The organism is Stenotrophomonas sp. ZAC14D2_NAIMI4_6, assembly GCF_003086875.1.
Taxonomy (GTDB): Bacteria; Pseudomonadota; Gammaproteobacteria; order Xanthomonadales; family Xanthomonadaceae; genus Stenotrophomonas.
Map to the genome: position 1 here is coordinate 3,879,047 of NZ_CP025996.1, position 20,013 is coordinate 3,899,059.

Annotated in this window: 16 protein-coding genes and 2 riboswitches; of the genes, 6 read left to right on the forward strand and 10 right to left on the reverse strand. The window is 67.8% G+C overall.

All coding sequences use genetic code 11. From position 1 onward, the window contains the following. Positions 1–17 precede the first annotated feature (17 nt). The gene (locus C1933_RS17635) at positions 18–284 is read right to left on the reverse strand and encodes a GIY-YIG nuclease family protein (RefSeq protein ID WP_108754298.1); all 267 of its coding nucleotides are present in this window, start codon (positions 282–284) and stop codon (positions 18–20) included. A 41-nt stretch (positions 285–325) separates the two neighbouring features. Beyond that, positions 326–415, forward strand: a riboswitch (glycine riboswitch). Positions 416–428: 13 nt separating this feature from the next. Beyond that, positions 429–532, forward strand: a riboswitch (glycine riboswitch). Positions 533–616: 84 nt separating this feature from the next. Between C1933_RS17635 and C1933_RS17640 the strand changes: the two genes are divergently transcribed. The 4 genes from C1933_RS17640 (at position 617) to C1933_RS17655 (ending at position 9,106) form a co-directional block, all read left to right on the forward strand. Continuing rightward, positions 617–1,234, forward strand: a complete 618-nt coding sequence (locus C1933_RS17640; RefSeq protein WP_108750299.1) for a trimeric intracellular cation channel family protein — start codon at positions 617–619, stop codon at positions 1,232–1,234. Between the two features lie 485 nt (positions 1,235–1,719). Then, positions 1,720–2,907, forward strand: coding sequence for an MdtA/MuxA family multidrug efflux RND transporter periplasmic adaptor subunit (locus tag C1933_RS17645; protein WP_108754299.1), 1,188 nt, complete (start codon positions 1,720–1,722; stop codon positions 2,905–2,907). Beyond that, the gene (locus tag C1933_RS17650) at positions 2,904–6,050 is read left to right on the forward strand and encodes a multidrug efflux RND transporter permease subunit (RefSeq protein ID WP_108754300.1); all 3,147 of its coding nucleotides are present in this window, start codon (positions 2,904–2,906) and stop codon (positions 6,048–6,050) included. Before C1933_RS17645 ends, C1933_RS17650 begins: the two co-directional genes overlap by 4 nt. After that, complete coding sequence (locus C1933_RS17655) at positions 6,047–9,106, forward strand: efflux RND transporter permease subunit (protein ID WP_108754301.1); 3,060 nt, start codon at positions 6,047–6,049, stop codon at positions 9,104–9,106. Before C1933_RS17650 ends, C1933_RS17655 begins: the two co-directional genes overlap by 4 nt. A gap of 287 nt (positions 9,107–9,393) precedes the next feature. Here the strand turns inward: C1933_RS17655 and C1933_RS17665 are convergent, their stop codons facing one another. The 6 genes from C1933_RS17665 to C1933_RS17690 all read right to left on the reverse strand — a co-directional run bounded on the left by C1933_RS17665 (position 9,394) and on the right by C1933_RS17690 (position 14,645). Beyond that, a complete protein-coding gene (locus C1933_RS17665) occupies positions 9,394–10,467 on the reverse strand; it encodes a 3-deoxy-7-phosphoheptulonate synthase (RefSeq protein ID WP_108754303.1) in 1,074 nt (357 codons plus the stop codon). A 259-nt stretch (positions 10,468–10,726) separates the two neighbouring features. Beyond that, positions 10,727–10,987: a hypothetical protein gene (locus C1933_RS17670; protein WP_108754304.1), complete on the reverse strand. Its 261-nt coding sequence runs from the start codon at positions 10,985–10,987 to the stop codon at positions 10,727–10,729. Positions 10,988–11,179: 192 nt separating this feature from the next. Further along, positions 11,180–11,923, reverse strand: a complete 744-nt coding sequence (locus tag C1933_RS17675) for a DNA alkylation repair protein (protein WP_108754305.1) — start codon at positions 11,921–11,923, stop codon at positions 11,180–11,182. Continuing rightward, entirely contained in the window at positions 11,920–12,420 is a 501-nt protein-coding gene (locus tag C1933_RS17680; RefSeq protein WP_108754306.1) for a MarR family transcriptional regulator, read from the reverse strand. The genes C1933_RS17675 and C1933_RS17680 overlap by 4 nt, the downstream gene beginning before the upstream one ends. 192 nt (positions 12,421–12,612) lie before the next feature. Further along, positions 12,613–13,905, reverse strand: coding sequence for a HAMP domain-containing sensor histidine kinase (locus C1933_RS17685; RefSeq protein WP_108754886.1), 1,293 nt, complete (start codon positions 13,903–13,905; stop codon positions 12,613–12,615). A gap of 32 nt (positions 13,906–13,937) precedes the next feature. Further along, positions 13,938–14,645 (reverse strand): response regulator transcription factor, encoded by a 708-nt coding sequence (locus C1933_RS17690; protein WP_108754307.1) that lies wholly within the window; start codon positions 14,643–14,645, stop codon positions 13,938–13,940. Positions 14,646–14,748: 103 nt separating this feature from the next. On the opposite strand from C1933_RS17690, the gene C1933_RS17695 reads away from it, so the two are divergent. Next, a complete protein-coding gene (locus tag C1933_RS17695; RefSeq protein WP_108754308.1) occupies positions 14,749–15,678 on the forward strand; it encodes a pepsin/retropepsin-like aspartic protease family protein in 930 nt (309 codons plus the stop codon). A gap of 65 nt (positions 15,679–15,743) precedes the next feature. Further along, on the forward strand, positions 15,744–16,910 hold the full coding sequence (locus C1933_RS17700; RefSeq protein ID WP_108754309.1) for a serine hydrolase domain-containing protein: 1,167 nt from the start codon (positions 15,744–15,746) through the stop codon (positions 16,908–16,910). A 16-nt stretch (positions 16,911–16,926) separates the two neighbouring features. On the opposite strand, the gene C1933_RS17705 is transcribed toward C1933_RS17700, so the two are convergent. From C1933_RS17705 to C1933_RS17715, 3 genes are all read right to left on the reverse strand, one after another. After that, positions 16,927–17,538 carry a DUF6445 family protein gene (locus C1933_RS17705; protein ID WP_108750287.1) on the reverse strand — a complete coding sequence of 204 codons (612 nt, stop codon included), beginning with the start codon at positions 17,536–17,538 and terminating at the stop codon, positions 16,927–16,929. A gap of 161 nt (positions 17,539–17,699) precedes the next feature. Then, positions 17,700–19,349, reverse strand: coding sequence for a chaperonin GroEL (gene groL, locus C1933_RS17710; protein ID WP_108750286.1), 1,650 nt, complete (start codon positions 19,347–19,349; stop codon positions 17,700–17,702). Between the two features lie 83 nt (positions 19,350–19,432). After that, positions 19,433–19,720, reverse strand: a complete 288-nt coding sequence (locus C1933_RS17715; RefSeq protein WP_006396661.1) for a co-chaperone GroES — start codon at positions 19,718–19,720, stop codon at positions 19,433–19,435. Positions 19,721–20,013: the final 293 nt, after the last annotated feature.

Below are 20,013 nucleotides of genomic sequence, written 5' to 3' on the forward strand. Positions count from 1 at the left end.
CCACGCATGGCGTGGATCTACAGGATCGCGGCCTGCAGCCACGCCAGCTTGCGTTCGCGCGGCTGCTGCTTGAGCTGCCATTCGGCGCGCGAGGCGGCCGCGCGGTCGGGGTACTCGCGCACGGCCAGGATCTGCAGCGGCGGACGCGCCCGGGTATAGCGCGCCCCCTTCCCGGCCTGGTGGGCGGCGAACCGGGCCGCCACGTCGGTGCTGATGCCGGCGTAGTAACTGCCGTCGCGGCATTCAAGCAGGTACAGGAACCACGGGCGGGGGGACGGGGCCATGGGCTCGATTATGCCGTGCTGCACTGCAGCGGATATACTGGCGCCCGAATGCAGGAGAGAGGCGCCGCGCTGGCGCCCGCCGAAGGCGCAGGCTCCCATGATCGCTCAGGCCGGTGGGCTGGAATCCCACCAACCATGCATTCGACACGCCGAGCTGGAGAGAGGTCGCCGGGCACGCCCGCCGCGATCCGCCGAAGGGGCACGCGGTTCATCCCGCTGAACTCTCAGGCAAAAGGACAGCGGGAGCGGCACCGGTCATCGTCATTCCGTCATTGCGCAGGCAGTGGCGGTATACGCGCATGGCCGGCCCCACCGCGCCCGGAGCCTGACCCATGCTGCTGTCCATCATCTACCTGATCGCCATTTCCGCCGAAGCCATGACCGGCGCCCTGTCTGCAGGCCGCCGCCGCATGGATCTGTTCGGCGTGGTCATGATTGCCTGTGTAACCGCCCTCGGCGGTGGTTCGCTGCGCGACATCCTGCTGGGGCATTACCCGCTGGGCTGGGTGAAGCATCCGGAGTACCTGGCCTTCACCGTGTGTGCGGCGCTGATCGCCACCTGGGTGGCGCGCTGGATGCACCACTTCCGCCGCACCTTCCTGGTGCTTGATGGCCTGGGTCTGATCGCGTTCACGCTGATCGGCTGCTCGATCGCGCGCGAGGCCGGCCACGCGATGCCGATCGTGCTGATCGCCGGCATGCTGACCGGCGCCTTCGGTGGCGTGCTGCGCGACATCCTCTGCAACGAAGTGCCGCTGATCTTCCAGAAGGAGCTGTACGCGATCATTTCGCTGCTGACCGGTGCGGTGTATCTGCTGTTGCTGCACTGGGGCGTGGCCGACGCCACCGCGATCCTGTGCTGCCTGGGCGGTGGCTTCGCGCTGCGCCTGCTGGCGATCCATTACCGGTGGGAAATGCCCAAGTTCGTGTACCACGACGAAGTGCATTGAGCAGTTCGTAGAGTCGAGCCATGCTCGACTGCCGTGCTTCGTAGAGTCGAGCTTGCTCGACTGCTGTGCTTCGTAGAGTCGAGCTTGCTCGACTGCTCCCGGCAAAAGCAGTCGAGCAAGCTCGACTCTACGAATCCAGGCCACATCAAGCATCCCCGCACACCCCACGCATCCAAGCCCCGCCAAGCAGCCCCGCACACCCCACACATCCAGGCCCCGCCAGGCATCACCGCACACCGCACACATCCAGGCCCCGCCAGGCATCACCGCATGCGGCGCACACCCGCACGCCCACGCCATGACCTTGGTCATGCGGCAATCGGCAGGCTGATTGGCTACCATGGGCGCCCCGTCGCACGCGCGACGGCATCCAGCCACGCCGCGCTGCGGCCCCGCCAGACAACTCCCCTCCCCCGCTGCCCGCGGCGCACGATGCGCGAGCGGGCGTACATGTCCCTGCGCGTGCGCAGGGCGCAGGATGCCCCATGTCCGCTGTCGAGTCGCCCCGTAGCACCCCGCCCCGTTTCCGTCGCGCGTGGCTGATCGCCGCCTTGCTCGTGGCCGCCGCCGCGCTGGCCTGGTGGGCCTGGCCGCGGACCGATGCGAGCACAGCCGCCAGCAGCCCGGGCAAGACGGTACCGGTGCGCGTGGCGCGGGCCAGCGCCGAGCCGCTGGTACTGCGCCTGAAAGCGGTGGGCACGGTCACTCCGCTGCACAGCGTGGTGGTGCGCAGCCGCGTGGACGGCGAGCTGATGCGCCTGCACTTCCAGGAAGGCCAGCAGGTGAAGGCCGGCGATCTGCTGGCGCAGATCGACCCGCGCCCGTACGAAGTGAAGCTGGCGCAGGCACAGGGCACCCAGCAGCAGAACCTGGCGGAACTGGAAAACGCCGAACGCCAGTTGCAGCGCTATCGCGAACTGCAGCGCCAGCACTTCGTCTCGGCACAGGAACTGAGCGACCAGCAGAGCAAGGTGCGCCAGCTGCAGGGCCGACGCATCAGCGACCAGGCCTCCGTGGACGAAGCGCGCCTGCAGCTGCAGTACACCCGCATCATCGCCCCGGTAAGCGGCCGCGTGGGCCTGCGCCGTCTGGACGTGGGCAACCTGGTGCAGGCCAGCGATGCCGAAGGCCTGGTCACCCTGGCCCAGACCGCGCCGATCAGCGTGCTGTTCACCGTGCCCGAACCGGAACTGCCGGCGCTGCTGGATGCGGTACAGGCACAGCCGGCGCTGGCCGTGGAAGCCTGGAACCGCGAAGAACGCACGCAGCTGGCGCACGGCGCGCTGTCCAGCGTGGACAACCGCATCGACACCGCCACCGGCACGTTGAAGCTGCGCGCGCAGTTCGACAACGCAGACCAGGCCCTGTTCCCGAACCAGTTCGTCAACGTGCGCCTGCAGCTGGGCGAACACCCGGCGCTGCTGATTCCCGATGCCGCCGTGCAGTTCGGCAGCCAGGGCAACTACGTGCACATCGTCGACAAGGACAACAAGGCGCAACGCCGCACCGTGGTGCTGGGCCCGGCCGATGATGGCCGCGTGGCCGTGCGCTCGGGGCTGCAGGCCGGCGACCAGGTGGTGATCGAAGGCATCGACGGCCTGGAAGATGGCACCGCGGTGGAGATCGTGGCCGAACCCGCCGCGCAGGCGAAGGCGGCCAAGGCTGGCGCATGAACCTGTCGCGCCCCTTCATCCTGCGCCCGGTCGCCACCACGCTGCTGATGGTGGCGCTGCTGCTGTCCGGCGTGCTGGCCTACCGGCTGCTGCCGGTGGCCGCGTTGCCGCAGGTGGACTACCCGATCATCCAGATCACCACGCTGTATCCGGGCGCCAGCCCGGAACTGACCACGCGCACCATCACCGCGCCGCTGGAGCGCCAGCTCGGGCAGATTCCCGGCCTGAAACAGCTGTCGTCCACCAGCTCCGGCGGGGCCTCGGTCATCACCCTGCAGTTCGGCCTGGACGTGTCGCTGGGGGTGGCCGAGCAGGACGTGCAGGCGGCCATCAACGCCGCCGGCAGCTTCCTGCCGGACGATCTGCCGGTGCCGCCGGTGTACCGCAAGGTGAACCCGGCCGACACGCCCATCATCACCCTGGCGGTGACCTCGCAGGGCCTGTCGCTGCCGCAGGTGCATGACCTGGTCGACACCCGCATCGCCCAGCGCCTGGCGCAGCTGCCCGGCGTCGGCCTGGTCAGCCTGGCCGGTGGCCAGCGGCCTGCGGTGCGCATCCAGGTGAACCCGGCTGCGCTGGCCGCCAACAACCTGGGCATGGACCACATCCGCACCGCGATCGCCGCAGCCAACGTCAACCTGCCCAAGGGCAGTTTCGATGGCCCGATCCGCGCGGTGATGCTCGATGCCAACGACCAGATGCGCAGCGTCGATGAGTACCGCGCGCTGGTGCTGGCCTGGCGCGAGGGCGCGCCGCTGCGCCTGGGCGACGTGGCGACCATCACCGATGGCGCCGAGAACCGCCAGCTGGCCGCCTGGAGCGGCACCACGCCGGCGGTGCTGGTGAACATCCAGCGCCAGCCCGGTGCGAACGTGATTGCCGTGGTCGAGCAGGTGCGCACGCTGCTGCCGCAGCTGCAGGCCACGCTGCCGGCCGGCGTGCAGATGAACGTGCTGAGCGACCGCACCGAATCGATCCGCGCCTCCGTGCGCGGCGTGCAGAAGGAACTGGTGCTGGCCATCGGTCTGGTGGTGCTGGTCACCTGGGTGTTCCTGCGCAACCTGCCGGCCACGCTCATTCCCAGCGTGGCGGTGCCGCTGTCGCTGATCGGCACCTTCGCGGTGATGCTGCTGGCCGGCTACTCGCTCAACAACCTCACGCTGATGGCGCTGACCATCGCCACCGGCTTCGTGGTGGACGATGCCATCGTGATGCTGGAGAACATCGCCCGCCACCTGGAAGAAGGCGAAAGCCCGCAGGAAGCGGCGCTGAAGGGCGCCGCCGAGATCGGCTTCACCCTGGTGTCGCTGACCGTGTCGCTGATCGCAGTACTGATCCCACTGCTGTTCATGGCCGACCTGGTGGGCGCGCTGTTCCATGAGTTCGCGGTGACGCTGGCGGTGGCGATCGGCATTTCGCTGCTGGTGTCGCTGACGCTGACACCGATGCTGTGTGCGCGGTTCCTGAGGCCGCATGCGAAGGGGTCAGAGTCCCAGGGGGATCTGACCCCGGTGGCTGAGGGGTCGGATCCCCGTGGGGCTCCGACCCCATCCCCGCCGAAGCGCGATGTGTTCGACCGCATCATCGCCATCTACGACCGCCAGCTGCATTGGGTGCTGCAGCGCCAGCCGCTGATGCTGCTGGCCACCGTGGCCACGCTGGCGCTGACCGTGGCGCTGTACTTCGCCGTGCCCAAGGGTTTCTTCCCGGTGCAGGACGCCGGCCTGGTGCAGGGCATCAGCGAAGCGCCTCAGGCGATCTCGTTCCAGGCCATGCGCGAGCGGCAACTGGCACTGGCCGAGGCCATCGAGGCCGATCCAGCGGTGGCCAGCCTGTCTTCGTACATCGGCGTGGACGGCAACAATGCCACGCTCAACACCGGCCGCCTGCTGATCGAACTGAAGCCACACGGCGACCGCGATGCCGCCGACGTGGTGATGGCGCGCCTGCAGCAGCGCGTGGCGAAGATTCCCGGCATCACCCTGTACCTGCAACCGGTGCAGGAACTGGGCATCGAAGACCGCATCAGCCGCACCCAGTACCAGTTCACCCTGACCACGCCGGAACAGCAGACGCTGGAAATCTGGACGCCGCGGCTGCTGCAGGCCCTGCGCCAGCAGCCGGCGCTGCGCGATGTGGCCAGCGACCTGCAGATGCAGGGCCGGCAGGCGCGGGTGAACATCGACCGCGATGCCGCCGCACGCCTGGGCGTAAGCGTGGAAGCGGTGGCCGATGCGCTGTACGACGCCTACGGGCAGCGGCAGATTTCCACCATCTTCACCCAGGCCAGCCAGTACCGCGTGGTGCTGGAGGCCGATCCGGCACGACAGCCCGGCCCCGAGGCGATCAGCGGCCTGCGCGTGCGCAACAGCGCCGGCCAGACCGTACCGCTGGGCGCGGTGGCGCGGGTGGAACTGGGGCCCGCCGCCCTGCTGCGCAACCACGTGGGCCAGTTCCCGGCGGCCACGCTGTCGTTCAACCTGGCGCCGGGCGCCTCGCTGGGCGAAGGCGTTGCCGCGGTGCAGGCCGCACGTGCGGCCATCGCGCTGCCGGCCAGCATCGAACTGCGCCTGCAGGGCGCCGCGGCGGCGTTCAGCAGTTCACTGTCGTCCACGCTGTGGCTGATCCTGGCTGCGGTGGTGGTGATGTACATCGTGCTGGGCGTGCTCTACGAGAGCTTCGTGCACCCGATCACCATCCTGTCCACCCTGCCCTCGGCCACGGTCGGTGCATTGGCCGCGCTGTGGGTGAGCGGCCGCAGCCTGGACCTGATCGCCGTCATCGGCATCGTGCTGCTGATCGGCCTGGTGAAGAAGAACGCGATCATGATGATCGACTTCGCACTGGACGCGCAGCGCACGCGTGGCATGACCCCGCGCGAGGCGATCCACCAGGCCGCGCTGCTGCGTTTCCGTCCGATCCTGATGACCACCTTGGCGGCACTGTTCGGTGCGGTACCGCTGATGCTGGCCACCGGTTCGGGCGCAGAACTGCGGCAGCCGCTGGGGTGGGTGATGGTGGGCGGCCTGCTGGTCAGCCAGGTGCTGACCCTGTTCACCACGCCGGTGATCTACCTGGCCTTCGACCGCCTGCAACGCGGTCGCTCGGCGGCCGCCACCGGCGCTGCCGAGGCGCGCGCATGAGCCCCATCGCGCGCCTGGCCCAGGCCTGCGTGCAACGACCGGTGGCCACGATCCTGCTGGCCGTGGCGCTGGTGCTGGCCGGTCTGCTGGCGCTGCGCTTGCTGCCGGTAGCACCGCTGCCGCAGGTGGATTACCCGGCCATTGAAGTGAGCGCCAGCCTGCCCGGCGCCTCGCCCGAATCGATGGCCGCCACCGTGGCCACGCCACTGGAACGTGCGCTGGGCAGCCTGCCCGGCATCTCGCGCATCGATTCGGCCAGCACCCAGGGGCAGACCTCGGTGGAGCTGAAGTTCGTGCTCGGCCGCGATATCGACGAAGCCGCGCGCGAAGTGCAGGCGGCGATCAACCTGGCGCGCGGGCAGTTGCCCAGTGGCATGCCGGGCATGCCGCAGTACCGCAAGGTGAATCCCTCGCAGGCGCCGATCCTGGCGCTGGCGCTGACCTCGGACACGCTGCCGCCGGGCCAGCTCTACGACCTGGCCTCCACCGTGCTGGCGCAGAAACTGTCCCAGGTACCGGGCGTGGGCGAAGTGCAGGTGGGCGGCAGCGCATTGCCCGCGGTGCGCGTATCGCTGGACCCGAACGCACTGAACCATGCCGGCCTGGCGCTGGAGGACGTGGCCCAGGCCATCGCACGTGCCAATGCCGTGCGCCCGCTGGGCGCGGTGGGCGATGACCGCCAGCAGTGGCAGCTGGAAGCGCCGCTGCAGCTGCGCCAGGCCGCGCAGTACCAGCAACTGGCGCTGAAGGTCAGCGATGACCGCACGCTGCGGCTGGGCGATGTGGCGGTGGTTGCCGATGGGGTGGAAGACCGCTACGCCAGCGGTTTCCACAATGAACGCCCGGCCGTGCTGCTGATCGTCAGCCGCCAGCCCGGCGCCAACATCATCGCCACCGTCGATGCCATCCAGGCGCAGCTGCCGCAACTGCATGCACTGCTGCCCACCAGTGTGGACATGCGCCTGGTGATGGACCGCTCGCCGGTGATCCGCGCCACCCTGCACGAAGCCGAGCTGACCCTGGTGCTGGCCATCGTGCTGGTGGTGCTGGTGGTGCTGGCCTTCCTGGGCCACTGGCGTGCCGCGCTGGTGCCCAGCGTGGCCATTCCGGTGGTGCTGTTCGGTACCCTGGCGCTGATTGCGCTGATGGGGTTCTCGCTCAACACGCTTTCGCTGATGGCGCTGATCGTGGCCGCGGTGCTGGTGGTGGACGATGCCATCGTGGTGCTGGAAAACATCGCCCGCCACCGCGAGCTGGGCGCCGACCGCTGGCAGGCCGCCGTGCGCGGCGCCTCGGAAGTGGGTGCCACCCTGCTGTCGATGAACCTGGCGCTGGCCGTGGTATTCGTCTCCATCCTGTTCCTGGATGACTTCGTGGAACGGCTGTTCCGCGAATTCTCGCTCACCCTGGTGGCGGCAATGGGCGTGTCGGTAGTGGTGGCCCTGAGCCTGGTGCCGATGCTGTGCGCGCGCCTGTTCGTGGACGATGCGCAGCACACCTCGCGCTGGCAGCACGGCAGCAATGCGCTGTTTGAACGCGTGCGCACGGCCTACCTGCGCACCCTGCAGGCCAGCCTGCGGCAGCTGCGCTGGCCCCTGCTGGCGTTCGTGGTGGTCATCGCGCTCAATGCGTGGCTGTTCCAGCAGGTGCCCAAGGGCGTTGTGCCCAAGCAGGACACCGCACAGCTGCGCGGCTTCGCGCGCGGCGATGACGGCCTTTCGTTCCAGGCCATGCAGCCGAAGATCGATGCCTACCGCGCGCTGCTGCTGTCCGACCCGGCCATCGAGGACATCATCGGCTATATCGGTGGCAGCAACGGGGTCAACAACGCCTTCATCATGATCAAGATGAAGCCGCTGGCCGAGCGCAAGGTGTCCAGCCAGGACGTGATCGACCGCCTGCGTGCGCGCCTGCCGCAGCTTCCCGGCGGCAACCTGTACCTGTGGGTAGACCAGGACATCCGCCTGGAAGGCGGTGGCAGCAGCGGCCAGTACGAATTCCAGCTGCTGTCGGCCGACATGGCGCCGCTGCGCGAGTGGGCACCGAAGGTAGCCGCAGTACTGCGCGCCCTGCCCGAGCTGGTGGACGTGGAAGCGCAGGGCGAAGCCGGCATGCGCCAGGTGGTGCTGGATATCGACCGGGAAGCGGCCGCACGCCACGGCGTGGACCTTCGCACCGTGGCCAACATGCTCAACAACTCCTTCAGCCAGCGCCAGGTCGCCACCCTGTATGACAGCCTGAACCAGTACCGGGTGGTGATGGAACTGGATCCGAAGCACACCCAGGACCCGGGCACGCTGGCGCGCCTGCAGGTGATCGACGGCAACGGCCAGCGCATTCCACTTTCCAGCATCGCCAGCTGGCGTTACGGCATGGCACCGGACCGCATCTACCACAGCGAACAGTTCGCCTCGATCTGGATCGAATTCGCGCTGGCACCGGGGGTTGGACTGGAACAGGCCACGCAGGCCATCAACACGGCCATGGCGCAGTTGATGCTGCCGCGTTCGGTGCAGGCCAAGCTGTCCGGCGAAGCGGGCGGCCTGGACAGCCTGCGTTCGCGCCAGTTGTGGCTGGTGCTGGGCGCCACGCTGGCGGTCTACCTGGTGCTGGGCGTGCTGTACGAGAGTTTCCTGCAACCGCTGGTGATCCTGTCCACGCTGCCATCGGCCGGCATCGGTGCGCTGCTGGCGCTGTGGCTGTTCGGCAACGAACTGAACCTGATCGCCTTGCTCGGGCTGTTCCTGCTGGTGGGCGTGGTGATGAAGAACACGATCCTGCTGGTGGACTTCGCGCTTGCGGGCGAGCGGCGCGGTCTGAGCGCGCAGGATGCGGTGATGGAGGCGGCACGACTGCGCCTGCGGCCGATCCTGATGACCTCGCTGGCGGCACTGCTGGGCACGCTGCCGCTGATGCTGACCAATGGCGAGGGCTGGGAACTGCGGCAGCCGCTGGGCATCGCGATCGTGGGCGGGTTGCTGGTCAGCCAGTGGCTGACGCTGTACACGACGCCGGCGATGTATCTGGCGTTGGCGAGGATTCGCGGCGGGCGGTGAACGCGGTCGGGCAAATCATCCACGCATGGCGTGGATCTACCGCGGCCCGCCCGGCTGCGTAGCGTCGAGCTTGCTCGACTGCCTTTCGCGATGGATCAACAACAGTCGAGCATGGCTCGACGCTACAGAAGAGCGATATCACCACCCCGGCGATGTACCTGGCGCTGTCGCACTTACGCAGCGCCAGGCGCATCGCCGGTGCGGACGGGTCGGTCTCCAACTCCGACCGACCCTGATCGCGGCCGCACCCCCGCAGGCGCTGGCCGCCATCCACACACGTGCCGCACTCAAGCGGCTTCGGACACCTTCACTTCACGGCGGGCGCGCACGGCAGCGGCCAAGCGCTCCAGCACCTGCACGGTGGTGTCCCAATCAATACAGCCATCGGTGATGCTCTGGCCGTAGACCAGCGGCTGGCCTTCCACCAGTTCCTGGCGGCCGCCGACCAGGTGGCTTTCCACCATCACGCCGACAATGCGCTGCTCGCCGTCTTCCAACTGGGTGGCGATGTCCTCGATCACCTTCGGCTGGTTGTCCGGATTCTTCAGGCTGTTGGCGTGGCTGGCATCGATCATCAGACGGGTCGGCAGCTTGGCCTTGGCCAGCGCCTGGCAGGCCTCGCCCACGCTGGCCGCATCGTAGTTCGGCTGCTTGCCGCCACGCAGGATCACATGGCAATCCGGGTTGCCGGTGGTGGACACAATGGCCGTGCCGCCCTGCTTGGTGACCGACAGGAAGTGATGCGGATTCGAAGCCGCGCCCACCGCATCGGCGGCAATCTTCACGTTGCCGTCGGTACCGTTCTTGAAGCCCACCGGGCACGACAGCCCCGAGGCCAGTTCGCGGTGCACCTGGCTTTCGGTGGTGCGTGCGCCGATGGCGCCCCAGGCGACCAGATCGGCAATGTACTGCGGCGAGATCACATCGAGGAACTCGACGCCGGCCGGCAGGCCCAGCTTGTTGATGTCGCGCAGCAGGCCGCGGGCGATGCGCAGGCCCTTGTCGATCTTGAAGCTGCCATCCAGGTCCGGGTCGTTGATCAGGCCCTTCCAGCCCACGGTGGTGCGCGGCTTCTCGAAGTACACGCGCATGACGATTTCCAGTTCGCCGGCCAGCGCATCGCGCAGGGGCTTCAGGCGCTGGGCGTACTCGATGGCTGCGTGCGGATCGTGGATCGAGCACGGGCCAACCACCACGGCCAGGCGGTCGTCACGGCCGTGCAGGATCTGGTGCAGGGCCGCGCGCGAGGCGCTGACGGTGTCGGACGCTTCATCGTCGCAGGGCAGCATGGCCAGCAGCTGGGCAGGCGGTGTGAGCGGTTCGATGGTGCGGATACGCAGGTCGTCGGTGTGCGGGGGCATGGCGGGGGGTCTCTACGGAAGGTGGGGGTCCGCAGCGTGGCGACAAGAAAAAAGCCGCCAGGTTCGCTGGCGGCTTTCGGGAATGCGTCTGAAGGTTTCTTCAGGGTGAGCGCAGTCCTTCCTCCGCCGGGGGCTTCGGAAAGTAATACCAATAAAAGTTGGCGTGGGCTGCGTTCATGGGATGTATTGATAACACAGGGTTTTGGCGGGTGCCAACTGTTTCATTCGCAACTGGGGCTGCGGTTCAGCCGCGCTGGCACTATCGCTTGCCGTGTACCTCCAGGTCCAGCAGCAGGCCTTCGTGGATATCCACCCAGCGCTCCACCACGCGGTCCAGCTCCAACCGGGCTTCGTCCAGTTGTTCGGGGTTGAGCAGGGAGCGTGCGGTGTAGAGATCGGACACCAGCCGGCGCAGGGTCGATTCCAGGATGGCCACCGACGGACCCTCCACGCCCGGCAACTGCAATGCCGGGCTGTCGCCAAGGGTTCCGTACAGCGTGACCTGGAGCTTGCTCTGCATGATCGACTTCCCTGCGGGTGGACATGGGCAGTCGCCATGTTTACCCCGAATTGATGACATGCGCATGTGCCGCGATGGTCCGGGCGGGTTGGGGCTGGGTAGAGTCGAGCTTGCTCGACTGACACAGACAGCAGTCGAGCAAGCTCGACTCTACGAAAAGCAGAAGCGGACAGCAGTCGAGCAAGCTCGACTCTACAACTTCGTGAGCGAGCGTTGGGCGCGGGTGCGGATGTACGCATTGGCGCTGCTGGCGTGCTCGCGCTGCCAGCGGTCGCACAGTTCGCGCAGCCAGTGCGGCTGGGTCTTGCCGGCATCGTTCAGCCAGTTGCCTACCGAGTCCTGCACGTAGCGTTCGGGGTCGTTGGCCAGTGCTTCCAGCAACGGCAGCGCGTGCTCTGGCTGTTGCTTGAACACGGCGATGTGCGTGGCCCACACCCCGCGTGGGCGCAGTGCTTCGCAGGCATAGCGGCGCAGGCAGGGCGAGGCCTCCCGGGTCCAGGGCAGCAACAGCTGCAGCGCCTGCAGCGGGGCCGCGACCAGATCGGCACGCACCGCCAGCCATGCCCATTCGCGCACCCCAAAATGCGCGTCGTCGGCCAGCGGGCGCATGGCCTGCAGCTTGTCGGGCAAGGTGAGCGTGTGATCACTGCCAATCAGGTAGCAGGCCCAGCCACGCACGGTGTCCGAGGGATGCGACTGCCATTGCGCGGCTGCGCCCTGCCCGGCTTCGCGCAGCAGCACTGCGGCCAGCGCCATGCGCTGGGTGATGCCCTTGCTGGCGGCATCGTGCATGCGCTGCAGCGCGTATTCGGGAACATCCGCAACGGCACGCAGCAGTGCTGCGAAATCCACCGCAAGGCATTCGGCCAGGTGCGTACTGGCCCTGGCGCCGCTATCCAGCTCACGTTGCCGCGTGGGGCTGATCACCGTGCTCATGGCTGGGACGAACGGCCGCTGTCGGTGTGCTGCCAGGCCTTGGCCAGCAACCGCGAAAGCTGCACCTGCTCCGCGCCATCCAGGCCATCGAACAGACCGCCTATCCATTGCGTGTGCTGGTTGAACAGATCGTCGGCCAGGCGCTTGCCGCGCTCGGTCAGCACGATCTGCAGGCGGCGCCCGTCTTCGGCGTCGCTGCGTCGCTGCAGCAGCCCCTCGCGCTGCAACCCGTCCAACAGACCACTGATGGTGGCGCGGCTGACCCCGGCGCGTTCGGCCAGTTCATGCGGCGGCAACGTGCCGCCGGCGCCGTGCAGCAGAAACAGCACGATGAAACGTCCTTCGCTGAGCCCATGCGGGGCCAGCCGCGTGGCGCAGTCGCGGTCGATCGCGGCCGATACGGAGAGCAGCTGGAAGCACAGGCGCAGCTGGGCCAGGTTGGCGTGGCCGCGGCGGGTGGCTTCTTCTATCAGCGCGATGTGTTTGGCTTCCAGCACTCTGCTCGCCCATGTGATTAGGCGGCTAATTATATTGATGAAAGAGCGGGTGATGCAAGACCTGGCGGTAGAGTCGAGCTTGCTCGACTGAAGCAAACAGCAGTCGAGCAAGCTCGACTCTACGAACAGCGGGAGCAAACAGCAGTCGAGCAAGCTCGACTCTACGAACGGCAGGAGCAGAAGCAGTCGACGCTACCGGGGCAGGTGCAGGCGGGCAATCAGGCCGCCGCCTTCGCGGTCCAGCAGCTGCAGGGAACCGCCGTGGTGGCGGGCGGCATTGGCGGCCACGGCCAGGCCCAGGCCGGTGCCTCCGGTGGCGCGGCTGCGCGAGGTTTCGCTGCGCTGGAAGGGCTGCAGCAGGCGCTGACGATCTGCGGTGGGAATGCCGGGGCCGCGATCCATCACGTCCAGTTGCAGCGTTTGGTCGCACGGCACGGCACGCAGTTCCACCGCGCCCGCGTAGCGGCTGGCATTGTCGATCAGGTTGTCCAGCGCGCGCCGCAGCAGCAGGGCGTCGGCACGGCACGGCAGGATCGCGGGCAGCACTGCCGTCAGGTCGACACCGCGCAGCCGCGCCGCCTGCACGCAGTCGTCCAGCAGCGGCGCGATGTCCATCAGCTGCAGCTGCGATGGCTGCAACTCGCCGCGGGCGTAGTCCAGTACCTGCTCGATCATGGCGTTCATGCGCTCGATGTCGGCCACCATGCGTTCGGCCTGTGCGGGCGGTGCGAAGTCCGCGCGCAGGCGCAGGCCGGTCAGCGGCGTGCGCAGGTCGTGTGCCACGGCGGCCAGCATGCGGGTCATCTGCTGCGCCTGCTCACGCAGGCGGGTGCGCCCTGCATCCAGCGCGATGGCCAGCATCTGCACTTCGCGCGGCCCATCGTCGGGCAGCGGCGTCTGCGCGTGCAGGTCCAGCGTGGCGCTGGCCTCGGCCAGCCGACGCAGCGGACGGCCCAGCCGCACCGCCGCCCAGGCGGCCAGCGGTGCCAGCAGCACGGTGCCGCCGAGCAGGGCCAGCAGTACCTGCCTGCGCCACGCAGCCAGATCGCTGTAGGCGCTGCTGACCACGCGCCAGCGCCCATCGGCCTGCTGCACGGCCAGTTCGAACGGCGGCCAGGGCAGACTGGCCAGCACCTGCTGCGCGGCCCGCAGCACGGCGGCATCGCCATCGCGCCCCTGCTCGCCGCCGGCGGCCACCACATGGACATCCGGCGGCCGGTTGTTGCCCGCCCAGACCAGGCGCACCTGCTGCGCGGGCTGCTGCAGGCCGTCCATTGCCAGCGCCTGCAGGCGCGCATGGCCGGTACCGGATGGGGCCTGCGCGCGCACGTCCACGCGCAGGCCTACGCTGTCGGCCGCACGCTCGCCGCGCAGCACCTGCATGGCTTGGTCCAGCCGCATCTGTGGCGCCGCCGGGCGCGGCAACCAGCCGACCACCGCCATGCTGACTGCAGTGGCCAGCAGCAGGCTGCTGAGCGCCAGCAGGGCGATCCAGCGCGCGGTGCTCCATCGCGGCCTCACAGCCGTTGCACCGTCGCACCGAAGCGATAGCCCTCACCGCGCAGGGTCTGCACCAATCCTTCGGCATCGCCGGCGGCCTGGGCCAGTTTGCGGCGCAGGCGGCTGATGGCCAGATCGACGGCGCGGTCAACGCTGTCGCTGTCATCACCACGGGTCAGCTGCATCAGTTGCTCGCGGTCCAGCACCCGGCCGGGCCGCTCGGCCAGCGCCTGCAGCAAGGAAAATTCGCCGCGGCTGAGCACGACCTCGGCGCCGTCTGGTGCCAGCAGGCGGCGCTGCTCGGGCAGCAGGCGCCAGCCAGCAAAGCGCAGCTCGATGGGGGTCTGTGCGTGCAGTTTTTCCTGCCGGCGCAGCAGTGCGCGCACCCGCGCCAGCAGTTCGCGTGGGTCGAACGGTTTGCCCAGGTAATCATCGGCGCCCATTTCCAGCCCGATCACGCGGTCGGGCGCACTGCCCATGGCCGACAGCATCAGGATCGGAATGGCCCGCGACTGCAGCCGGCGGCACACCGACAGGCCGTCTTCGCCGGGCATCATCCAGTCCAGGATGATGGCGTCGGGGCGCTCGACCTGCAGCATCACGTCCATGGCCGCGGCATCGGCCGCCACGCGCACGCGGTAACCGTGCAGCAGCAGATGGTCGGCGATGGCATCGCGGATGCTGGCATCGTCATCCACGACGAAAAGGGTGGCGGTAGCATTCATGCAGCCAGTATGACGGCGCTGTGTATCGGCCCGGTATCAGCAGCGACATACCGGCAACACGCGCCTGCGGCGAAATGGCCACTCGTTCCCGAGGAATACACCGATGCGCCTGGCCCTGCTCCCACTACTGCTCACCGCCCTGCCTGCCCTGGCCGAGCCCCCTGCCCTGCACAGCCTGCCGATGACGATGCAGGCCAGCCACCCCACCGTGCTGGGCACGCTGGACGGCCGCGACGAGCCGCTGCACCTGGTGGTGGACAGCGCCGCCAGCGCGACCTTGCTGGATGCCGCCGTGGTGCAGCGCTTCGGGCTGCAGGACGCGAACGCGCGCGAACATGATGCGCAGGGCGCCAGTGCCGGCGGCCTGGCCCTGCGCAGCACGCGCCGCGTGGCGATGGCGCTGGGCAGCCTGCAGCTGCAGGTGACCGCACTGCAGGCCGAGCTAGCCGGTCTGTCGCCTACCGGCGGCGCGCCGCTGCACGGCATCATCGGCCAGGACATAACTGCAGCCTTCGATACGCGTTGGGATTTCGCCCAGTCGCGCCTGCTGCTGTGGCCGGCCCGGTCGCTGCCGACTCCCGATGCGTTCTGCCAGGACAACGCCCTGCCCGACCGCAGCGGCGTGCTGAAGGGCTTCGGCTTCGTCACCCTGCGCCTGGGCGATGATGGCGTGGAGGCCATCGGCGTGGTCGACACCGGTGCCGCGCAGACCATCCTCAACAACGCGGCGGCCAGCGCCCTGGGCCTGCACACCGATGGCCGCGATACGCGCGTGCGGGCGCGCAGCAAGGGCAGCGAAGGGCTGGGCGGCAAGCCCACGCCCACGTGGCTGTACACCCTGCCTGCGCTGGCCAGTGCAGGCTGGCAGCACCCCGCGGTGGAGGTGCGCATCAGCGAACTGCCCGTGTTCCGCGCCATCGGCCTGGACCAGCGCCCGGCGGTGATCCTGGGCGCGGACGTGATGCAGGGCGGCCAGGTGGATATCAGCGCAGGTGCCGAGCGGATCTGCCTGCGGCGGCCGCCGCAGGGATGACCGTTGGCGATGACGTCGGCGCCGGGCGGGGGTAGGATCGCCCGGTCCCATCAGGAGTTCCGCGCATGTGCCGTGTTTTCCTGCTGTTGCTGACGCTGCTGCCACTGGCCGGACTGGCCGCGCCCGCTCTGCCGGTTCCAACGCCGGAGCGCATCGACGCCGAAGCCCAGCGCCTGATGCGGGCCGCGCATGCACGCGGCATGGCCGTGGCGGTCATTGATGGCGGCAAGGTGGTGCACGTGGCCGCCTATGGCGAACGCAACGCCGCCGGAGAGCCGCTGCGCACCGACACCGTGATGTATGCGGCATCGCTGACCAAGATGGCCTTCGGCCATCTGGTGGCTCAGTTGGCGCAACAGAAGGTGATCGATCTGGATGCCAGCATTGCCACGGCATTGGACAAGCCGCTGCCGGACTACCCTGCCGAACCACGGAAGTACGCCGACTACACCGTGTTGGCCGACGACCCCCGCTGGCGCCAGCTGACACCGCGTCTGCTGCTGAACCATGCCAGCGGATTTGCCAACTTCGCTTTCCTTGAACCTGACGGCCGCTTGAAGTTCCACTTCGATCCCGGCAGCCGCTATGGCTATTCCGGCGAGGGGTTGATCCTGCTGCAGTTCGCGCTCGAGCGCGGGCGCCCGGGCCTGGACGTGGGCACGCTGATGCAGCAGCGCGTGTTCGATCGCTTCGGCATGCCACGCACCAGCATGATGTGGCGCAATGATTTTGCCGGCAACCTGGCCGATGGCTGGACCCAGCAGGGCAGCGCCGAACCGCACGATGAGCGCAGCCGCGTGCGTGCGGCCGGGTCGATGGACACCACCATCAACGACATGGCCCATTTCGCAGCCGGCTACGTGCGCGGCGAGGGTCTGTCGACGGCGATGCGCAGGGAGCTGGTGCGCCCGCAGCTGCCGATCACCACCGCCAGCCAGTTCCCCACTCTGCAGCCGGAGCTGCCCGCAGCGCAGCAGCGCAGCGATCTGGCGGCCGGCCTGGGCGTGGTGACCTTCCGGGGCCCGCAGGGGCCGGGCTTCTACAAGGGCGGCCACGATGATGCCGTCGGCAATACGCTGGTCTGCCTCGAACAGCGCCAGCGCTGCGTGGTGATCCTGGGCAACGATGTACGTGCCGAAGCCACCTTCCCTGCATTGGTGGCATTCGTACTGGGCGACACCGGCGTGCCCTGGCAGTGGGAGTACGGTGCGTCGAAGGCGTTCGTGAAGTAGATCGGCGCCCGCTGCCTCAACCGGCCTGTTCGAAGAACATCAGGTAGACCAGACGCCCGTTCTCCGCGCAGTCGCCGAAGGCAGGCCCAGCCGTGTGCCAGAACCACGGGCGCAGCAGCACCAGACGGTTGAAACGCATGGGAATAGTCATGGTCGGTTCCCAGGCGCTTTCGTCGTTGCTGTCGCGTTCGATGATGTCGCGGTGCATGGCCGCGCCATCGGCGTAGCCCAGTGCGGCCAGCTCGGCCGGGTTCAGTGCCAGGCGGTCGGTGTTGGTGCGGCGGTGGCGGAAGAATTCAGTGCCCCCCTGGCAATGTTCGGGCGCGCTCAGGTAGAGGATGCCCGACCAGTGCGAATGGTCGGTATGCACCCGCGCCCGACCCACGTCGTTGGCCAGGGTCAGGCGGAATTTCCCATGCGACTGCAGTGGCTGCACCGGCCGCAGCGGCTCGTTCAACAGGCGCGAGGCGGCACCGGCCAGCCCCTGCATTTCCAGGCGCTGCAGCGAATTGCGGCCCGGGAATGCGCCATCCTGCTCGGGGTAATCCAGGCCCAGGCCGGCACGGCGCAGGCCCTGCGCATCGGCCGGGGAAAGAAAGTCGTCGACGACGAGGAACGAAGTAGGCATGCGCGGAGGCTAGTGACGGCAGATTGCGGCGGCAAGGCAGCCTGCAGCATGAAACCGGCCGGCGCGAACCTGCTTGCGCGCGCGCATCCACGCAGGCCGTGGACCCACAAAAAAACCCCGCCTTGCGGCGGGGTTTTTCATTGCATCGGGAAGGCGTGGACTTAGAAGTCCATGCCGCCCATGCCACCCATGCCGCCCATGCCACCGGCGCCGCCCATGGCCGGCTCGTCCTTCTTCGGAGCTTCGGCAACCATGGCTTCGGTGGTGATCATCAGGCCAGCGATCGAAGCAGCGTTCTGCAGCGCCGAACGGGTCACCTTGGTCGGGTCCAGGATGCCGAACTGCAGCATGTCGCCGAACTCGCCGGTGGCGGCGTTGTAGCCGAAGCTGCCGCTGCCTTCCTTCACCTTGTTGATGATGACCGACGGCTCTTCACCGGCGTTGGAGACGATTTCGCGCAGCGGGGCTTCCATCGCGCGCAGGGCGATCTGGATGCCGTGGTTCTGGTCTTCGTTGGCACCCTTCAGGCCAGCCAGCGCGGTGACCGCACGGACCAGGGCCACGCCGCCGCCCGGAACCACGCCTTCTTCAACGGCTGCACGGGTAGCGTGCAGGGCGTCGTCGACGCGATCCTTCTTTTCCTTCATTTCGATTTCGGTCGAAGCACCGACCTTGATCACGGCAACGCCGCCGGCCAGCTTGGCCACGCGTTCCTGCAGCTTCTCGCGATCGTAATCGGAGGAGGTGTCCTGGATCTGGGTCTTGATCTGGCCCACGCGTGCATCAACGTTGGCCTTGTCGCCCACGCCGTCGATGATGGTGGTGTTTTCCTTGGAAACCTGCACCTTCTTGGCGCGACCCAGGTCCTTGATGGTGGCCTTTTCCAGCGACAGGCCCACTTCTTCGGAAATCACGGTGCCGCCGGTCAGCACGGCCATGTCTTCCAGCATCGCCTTGCGACGGTCGCCGAAGCCCGGGGCCTTCACGGCCACGACCTTGACGATGCCACGGATGGTGTTGACCACCAGGGTGGCCAGCGCTTCGCCTTCGACTTCTTCGGCCACGATCAGCAGCGGCTTGCCGGCCTTGGCGACGCCTTCCAGCACCGGCAGCAGGTCACGGACGTTGGAGATCTTCTTGTCGTGCAGCAGGATGAACGGGTCATCCAGGTCAGCGGTCTGCGACTGCTGGTTGTTGATGAAGTACGGGGACAGGTAGCCGCGGTCGAACTGCATGCCCTTGACCACGTCCAGCTCGTTGTCCAGGCCCGAGCCTTCTTCAACGGTGATCACGCCTTCCTTGCCGACTTCCTTCATCGCATCAGCGATGATCTGGCCGATCGACTCGTCCGAGTTGGCCGAGATGGTGCCGACCTGGGCGATGGCCTTGTCGTCAGCGGTGGGCTTGGAGATGTTCTTCAGCTCGGCAACGGCGGCCACGACGGCCTTGTCGATACCACGCTTCAGGTCCATCGGGTTCATGCCGGCGGCAACAGCCTTGGCGCCTTCGCGGATCAGGGCCTGGGCCAGCACGGTGGCGGTGGTGGTGCCGTCGCCGGCGTCGTCGTTGGTGCGCGAAGCGACTTCCTTCACCATCTGCGCGCCCATGTTCTCGAACTTGTCAGCCAGTTCGATTTCCTTGGCGACGGAGACGCCGTCCTTGGTGATGGTCGGGGCGCCGAAGCTCTTTTCCAGCACGACGTTGCGGCCCTTCGGGCCCAGGGTGGCCTTGACGGCATTGGCGAGAACGTTGACGCCGCGCACCATGCGCGAACGGGCGTCTTCACCGAAACGAATATCCTTGGCAGCCATTGCAGTTACCTCATTGGTAGCGCCGGGCCATGCCCGGCGGCTGGGTGTTTGGAATCAGGGGATGCAGCAGGTCGCGGCGGGGCTCAGCCGATGACGGCGAGCACGTCGTCTTCGCGCAGGACCTTGTACTCGACGCCTTCGCTCTTGTACGAGCTGCCGGCGTACTGGCCGTAGATGACCTTGTCGCCGACCTTCAGCGACGGCGCGCGCACGCTGCCGTTGTCCAGCGGCTTGCCCGGGCCGACGGCCACGACTTCACCCTTGGTGGACTTTTCCTTGGCCGAATCCGGAATGACGATGCCACCGGCGGAGATTTCGTCGGCTTCGATCGGCTTGACCACAACGCGGTCGTGCAGCGGCTTGATGCTCATGAGAGACCTCTTAAGTTATTGATTGGTCTGAAAAAGTCTGGCGATGTTAGCACTCACCCAGGGTGACTGCCAGCATTGCGCGTGAAAAAGCCCGACAGGTCGGGAGCAGGACAGAGATGGAGCCCGCCGGGGGCCTTTCAAGGCCATCGCGGCAAAATTTTTCGACGGTGCGCTGCGGCGCAGATCCGGCGAAGTTCCCGGTTTTTTGGTGACGGGCGTCGCAGTGTCAGATATCTGGCGTTCAGTTACGGCAAAGTGTCACGTGATCGGCCTTAGTCTCGCCCGGCATTCCC

Bases quoted from the DNA above. Each gene is read 5' to 3' on its own strand.
- C1933_RS17665 (WP_108754303.1), bottom strand. From the start codon at position 10,467: ATGCCCCCGCACACCGACGACCTGCGTATCCGCACCATCGAACCGCTC.
- C1933_RS17695 (WP_108754308.1), top strand. From the start codon at position 14,749: ATGCGCCTGGCCCTGCTCCCACTACTGCTCACCGCCCTGCCTGCCCTG.
- C1933_RS17715 (WP_006396661.1), bottom strand. From the start codon at position 19,720: ATGAGCATCAAGCCGCTGCACGACCGCGTTGTGGTCAAGCCGATCGAA.
- C1933_RS17650 (WP_108754300.1), top strand. From the start codon at position 2,904: ATGAACCTGTCGCGCCCCTTCATCCTGCGCCCGGTCGCCACCACGCTG.
- groL (WP_108750286.1), bottom strand. From the start codon at position 19,349: ATGGCTGCCAAGGATATTCGTTTCGGTGAAGACGCCCGTTCGCGCATG.
- C1933_RS17690 (WP_108754307.1), bottom strand. From the start codon at position 14,645: ATGAATGCTACCGCCACCCTTTTCGTCGTGGATGACGATGCCAGCATC.
- C1933_RS17655 (WP_108754301.1), top strand. From the start codon at position 6,047: ATGAGCCCCATCGCGCGCCTGGCCCAGGCCTGCGTGCAACGACCGGTG.
- C1933_RS17640 (WP_108750299.1), top strand. From the start codon at position 617: ATGCTGCTGTCCATCATCTACCTGATCGCCATTTCCGCCGAAGCCATG.
- C1933_RS17700 (WP_108754309.1), top strand. From the start codon at position 15,744: ATGTGCCGTGTTTTCCTGCTGTTGCTGACGCTGCTGCCACTGGCCGGA.
- C1933_RS17675 (WP_108754305.1), bottom strand. From the start codon at position 11,923: ATGAGCACGGTGATCAGCCCCACGCGGCAACGTGAGCTGGATAGCGGC.
- C1933_RS17670 (WP_108754304.1), bottom strand. From the start codon at position 10,987: ATGCAGAGCAAGCTCCAGGTCACGCTGTACGGAACCCTTGGCGACAGC.
- C1933_RS17705 (WP_108750287.1), bottom strand. From the start codon at position 17,538: ATGCCTACTTCGTTCCTCGTCGTCGACGACTTTCTTTCCCCGGCCGAT.
- C1933_RS17635 (WP_108754298.1), bottom strand. From the start codon at position 284: ATGGCCCCGTCCCCCCGCCCGTGGTTCCTGTACCTGCTTGAATGCCGC.
- C1933_RS17645 (WP_108754299.1), top strand. From the start codon at position 1,720: ATGTCCGCTGTCGAGTCGCCCCGTAGCACCCCGCCCCGTTTCCGTCGC.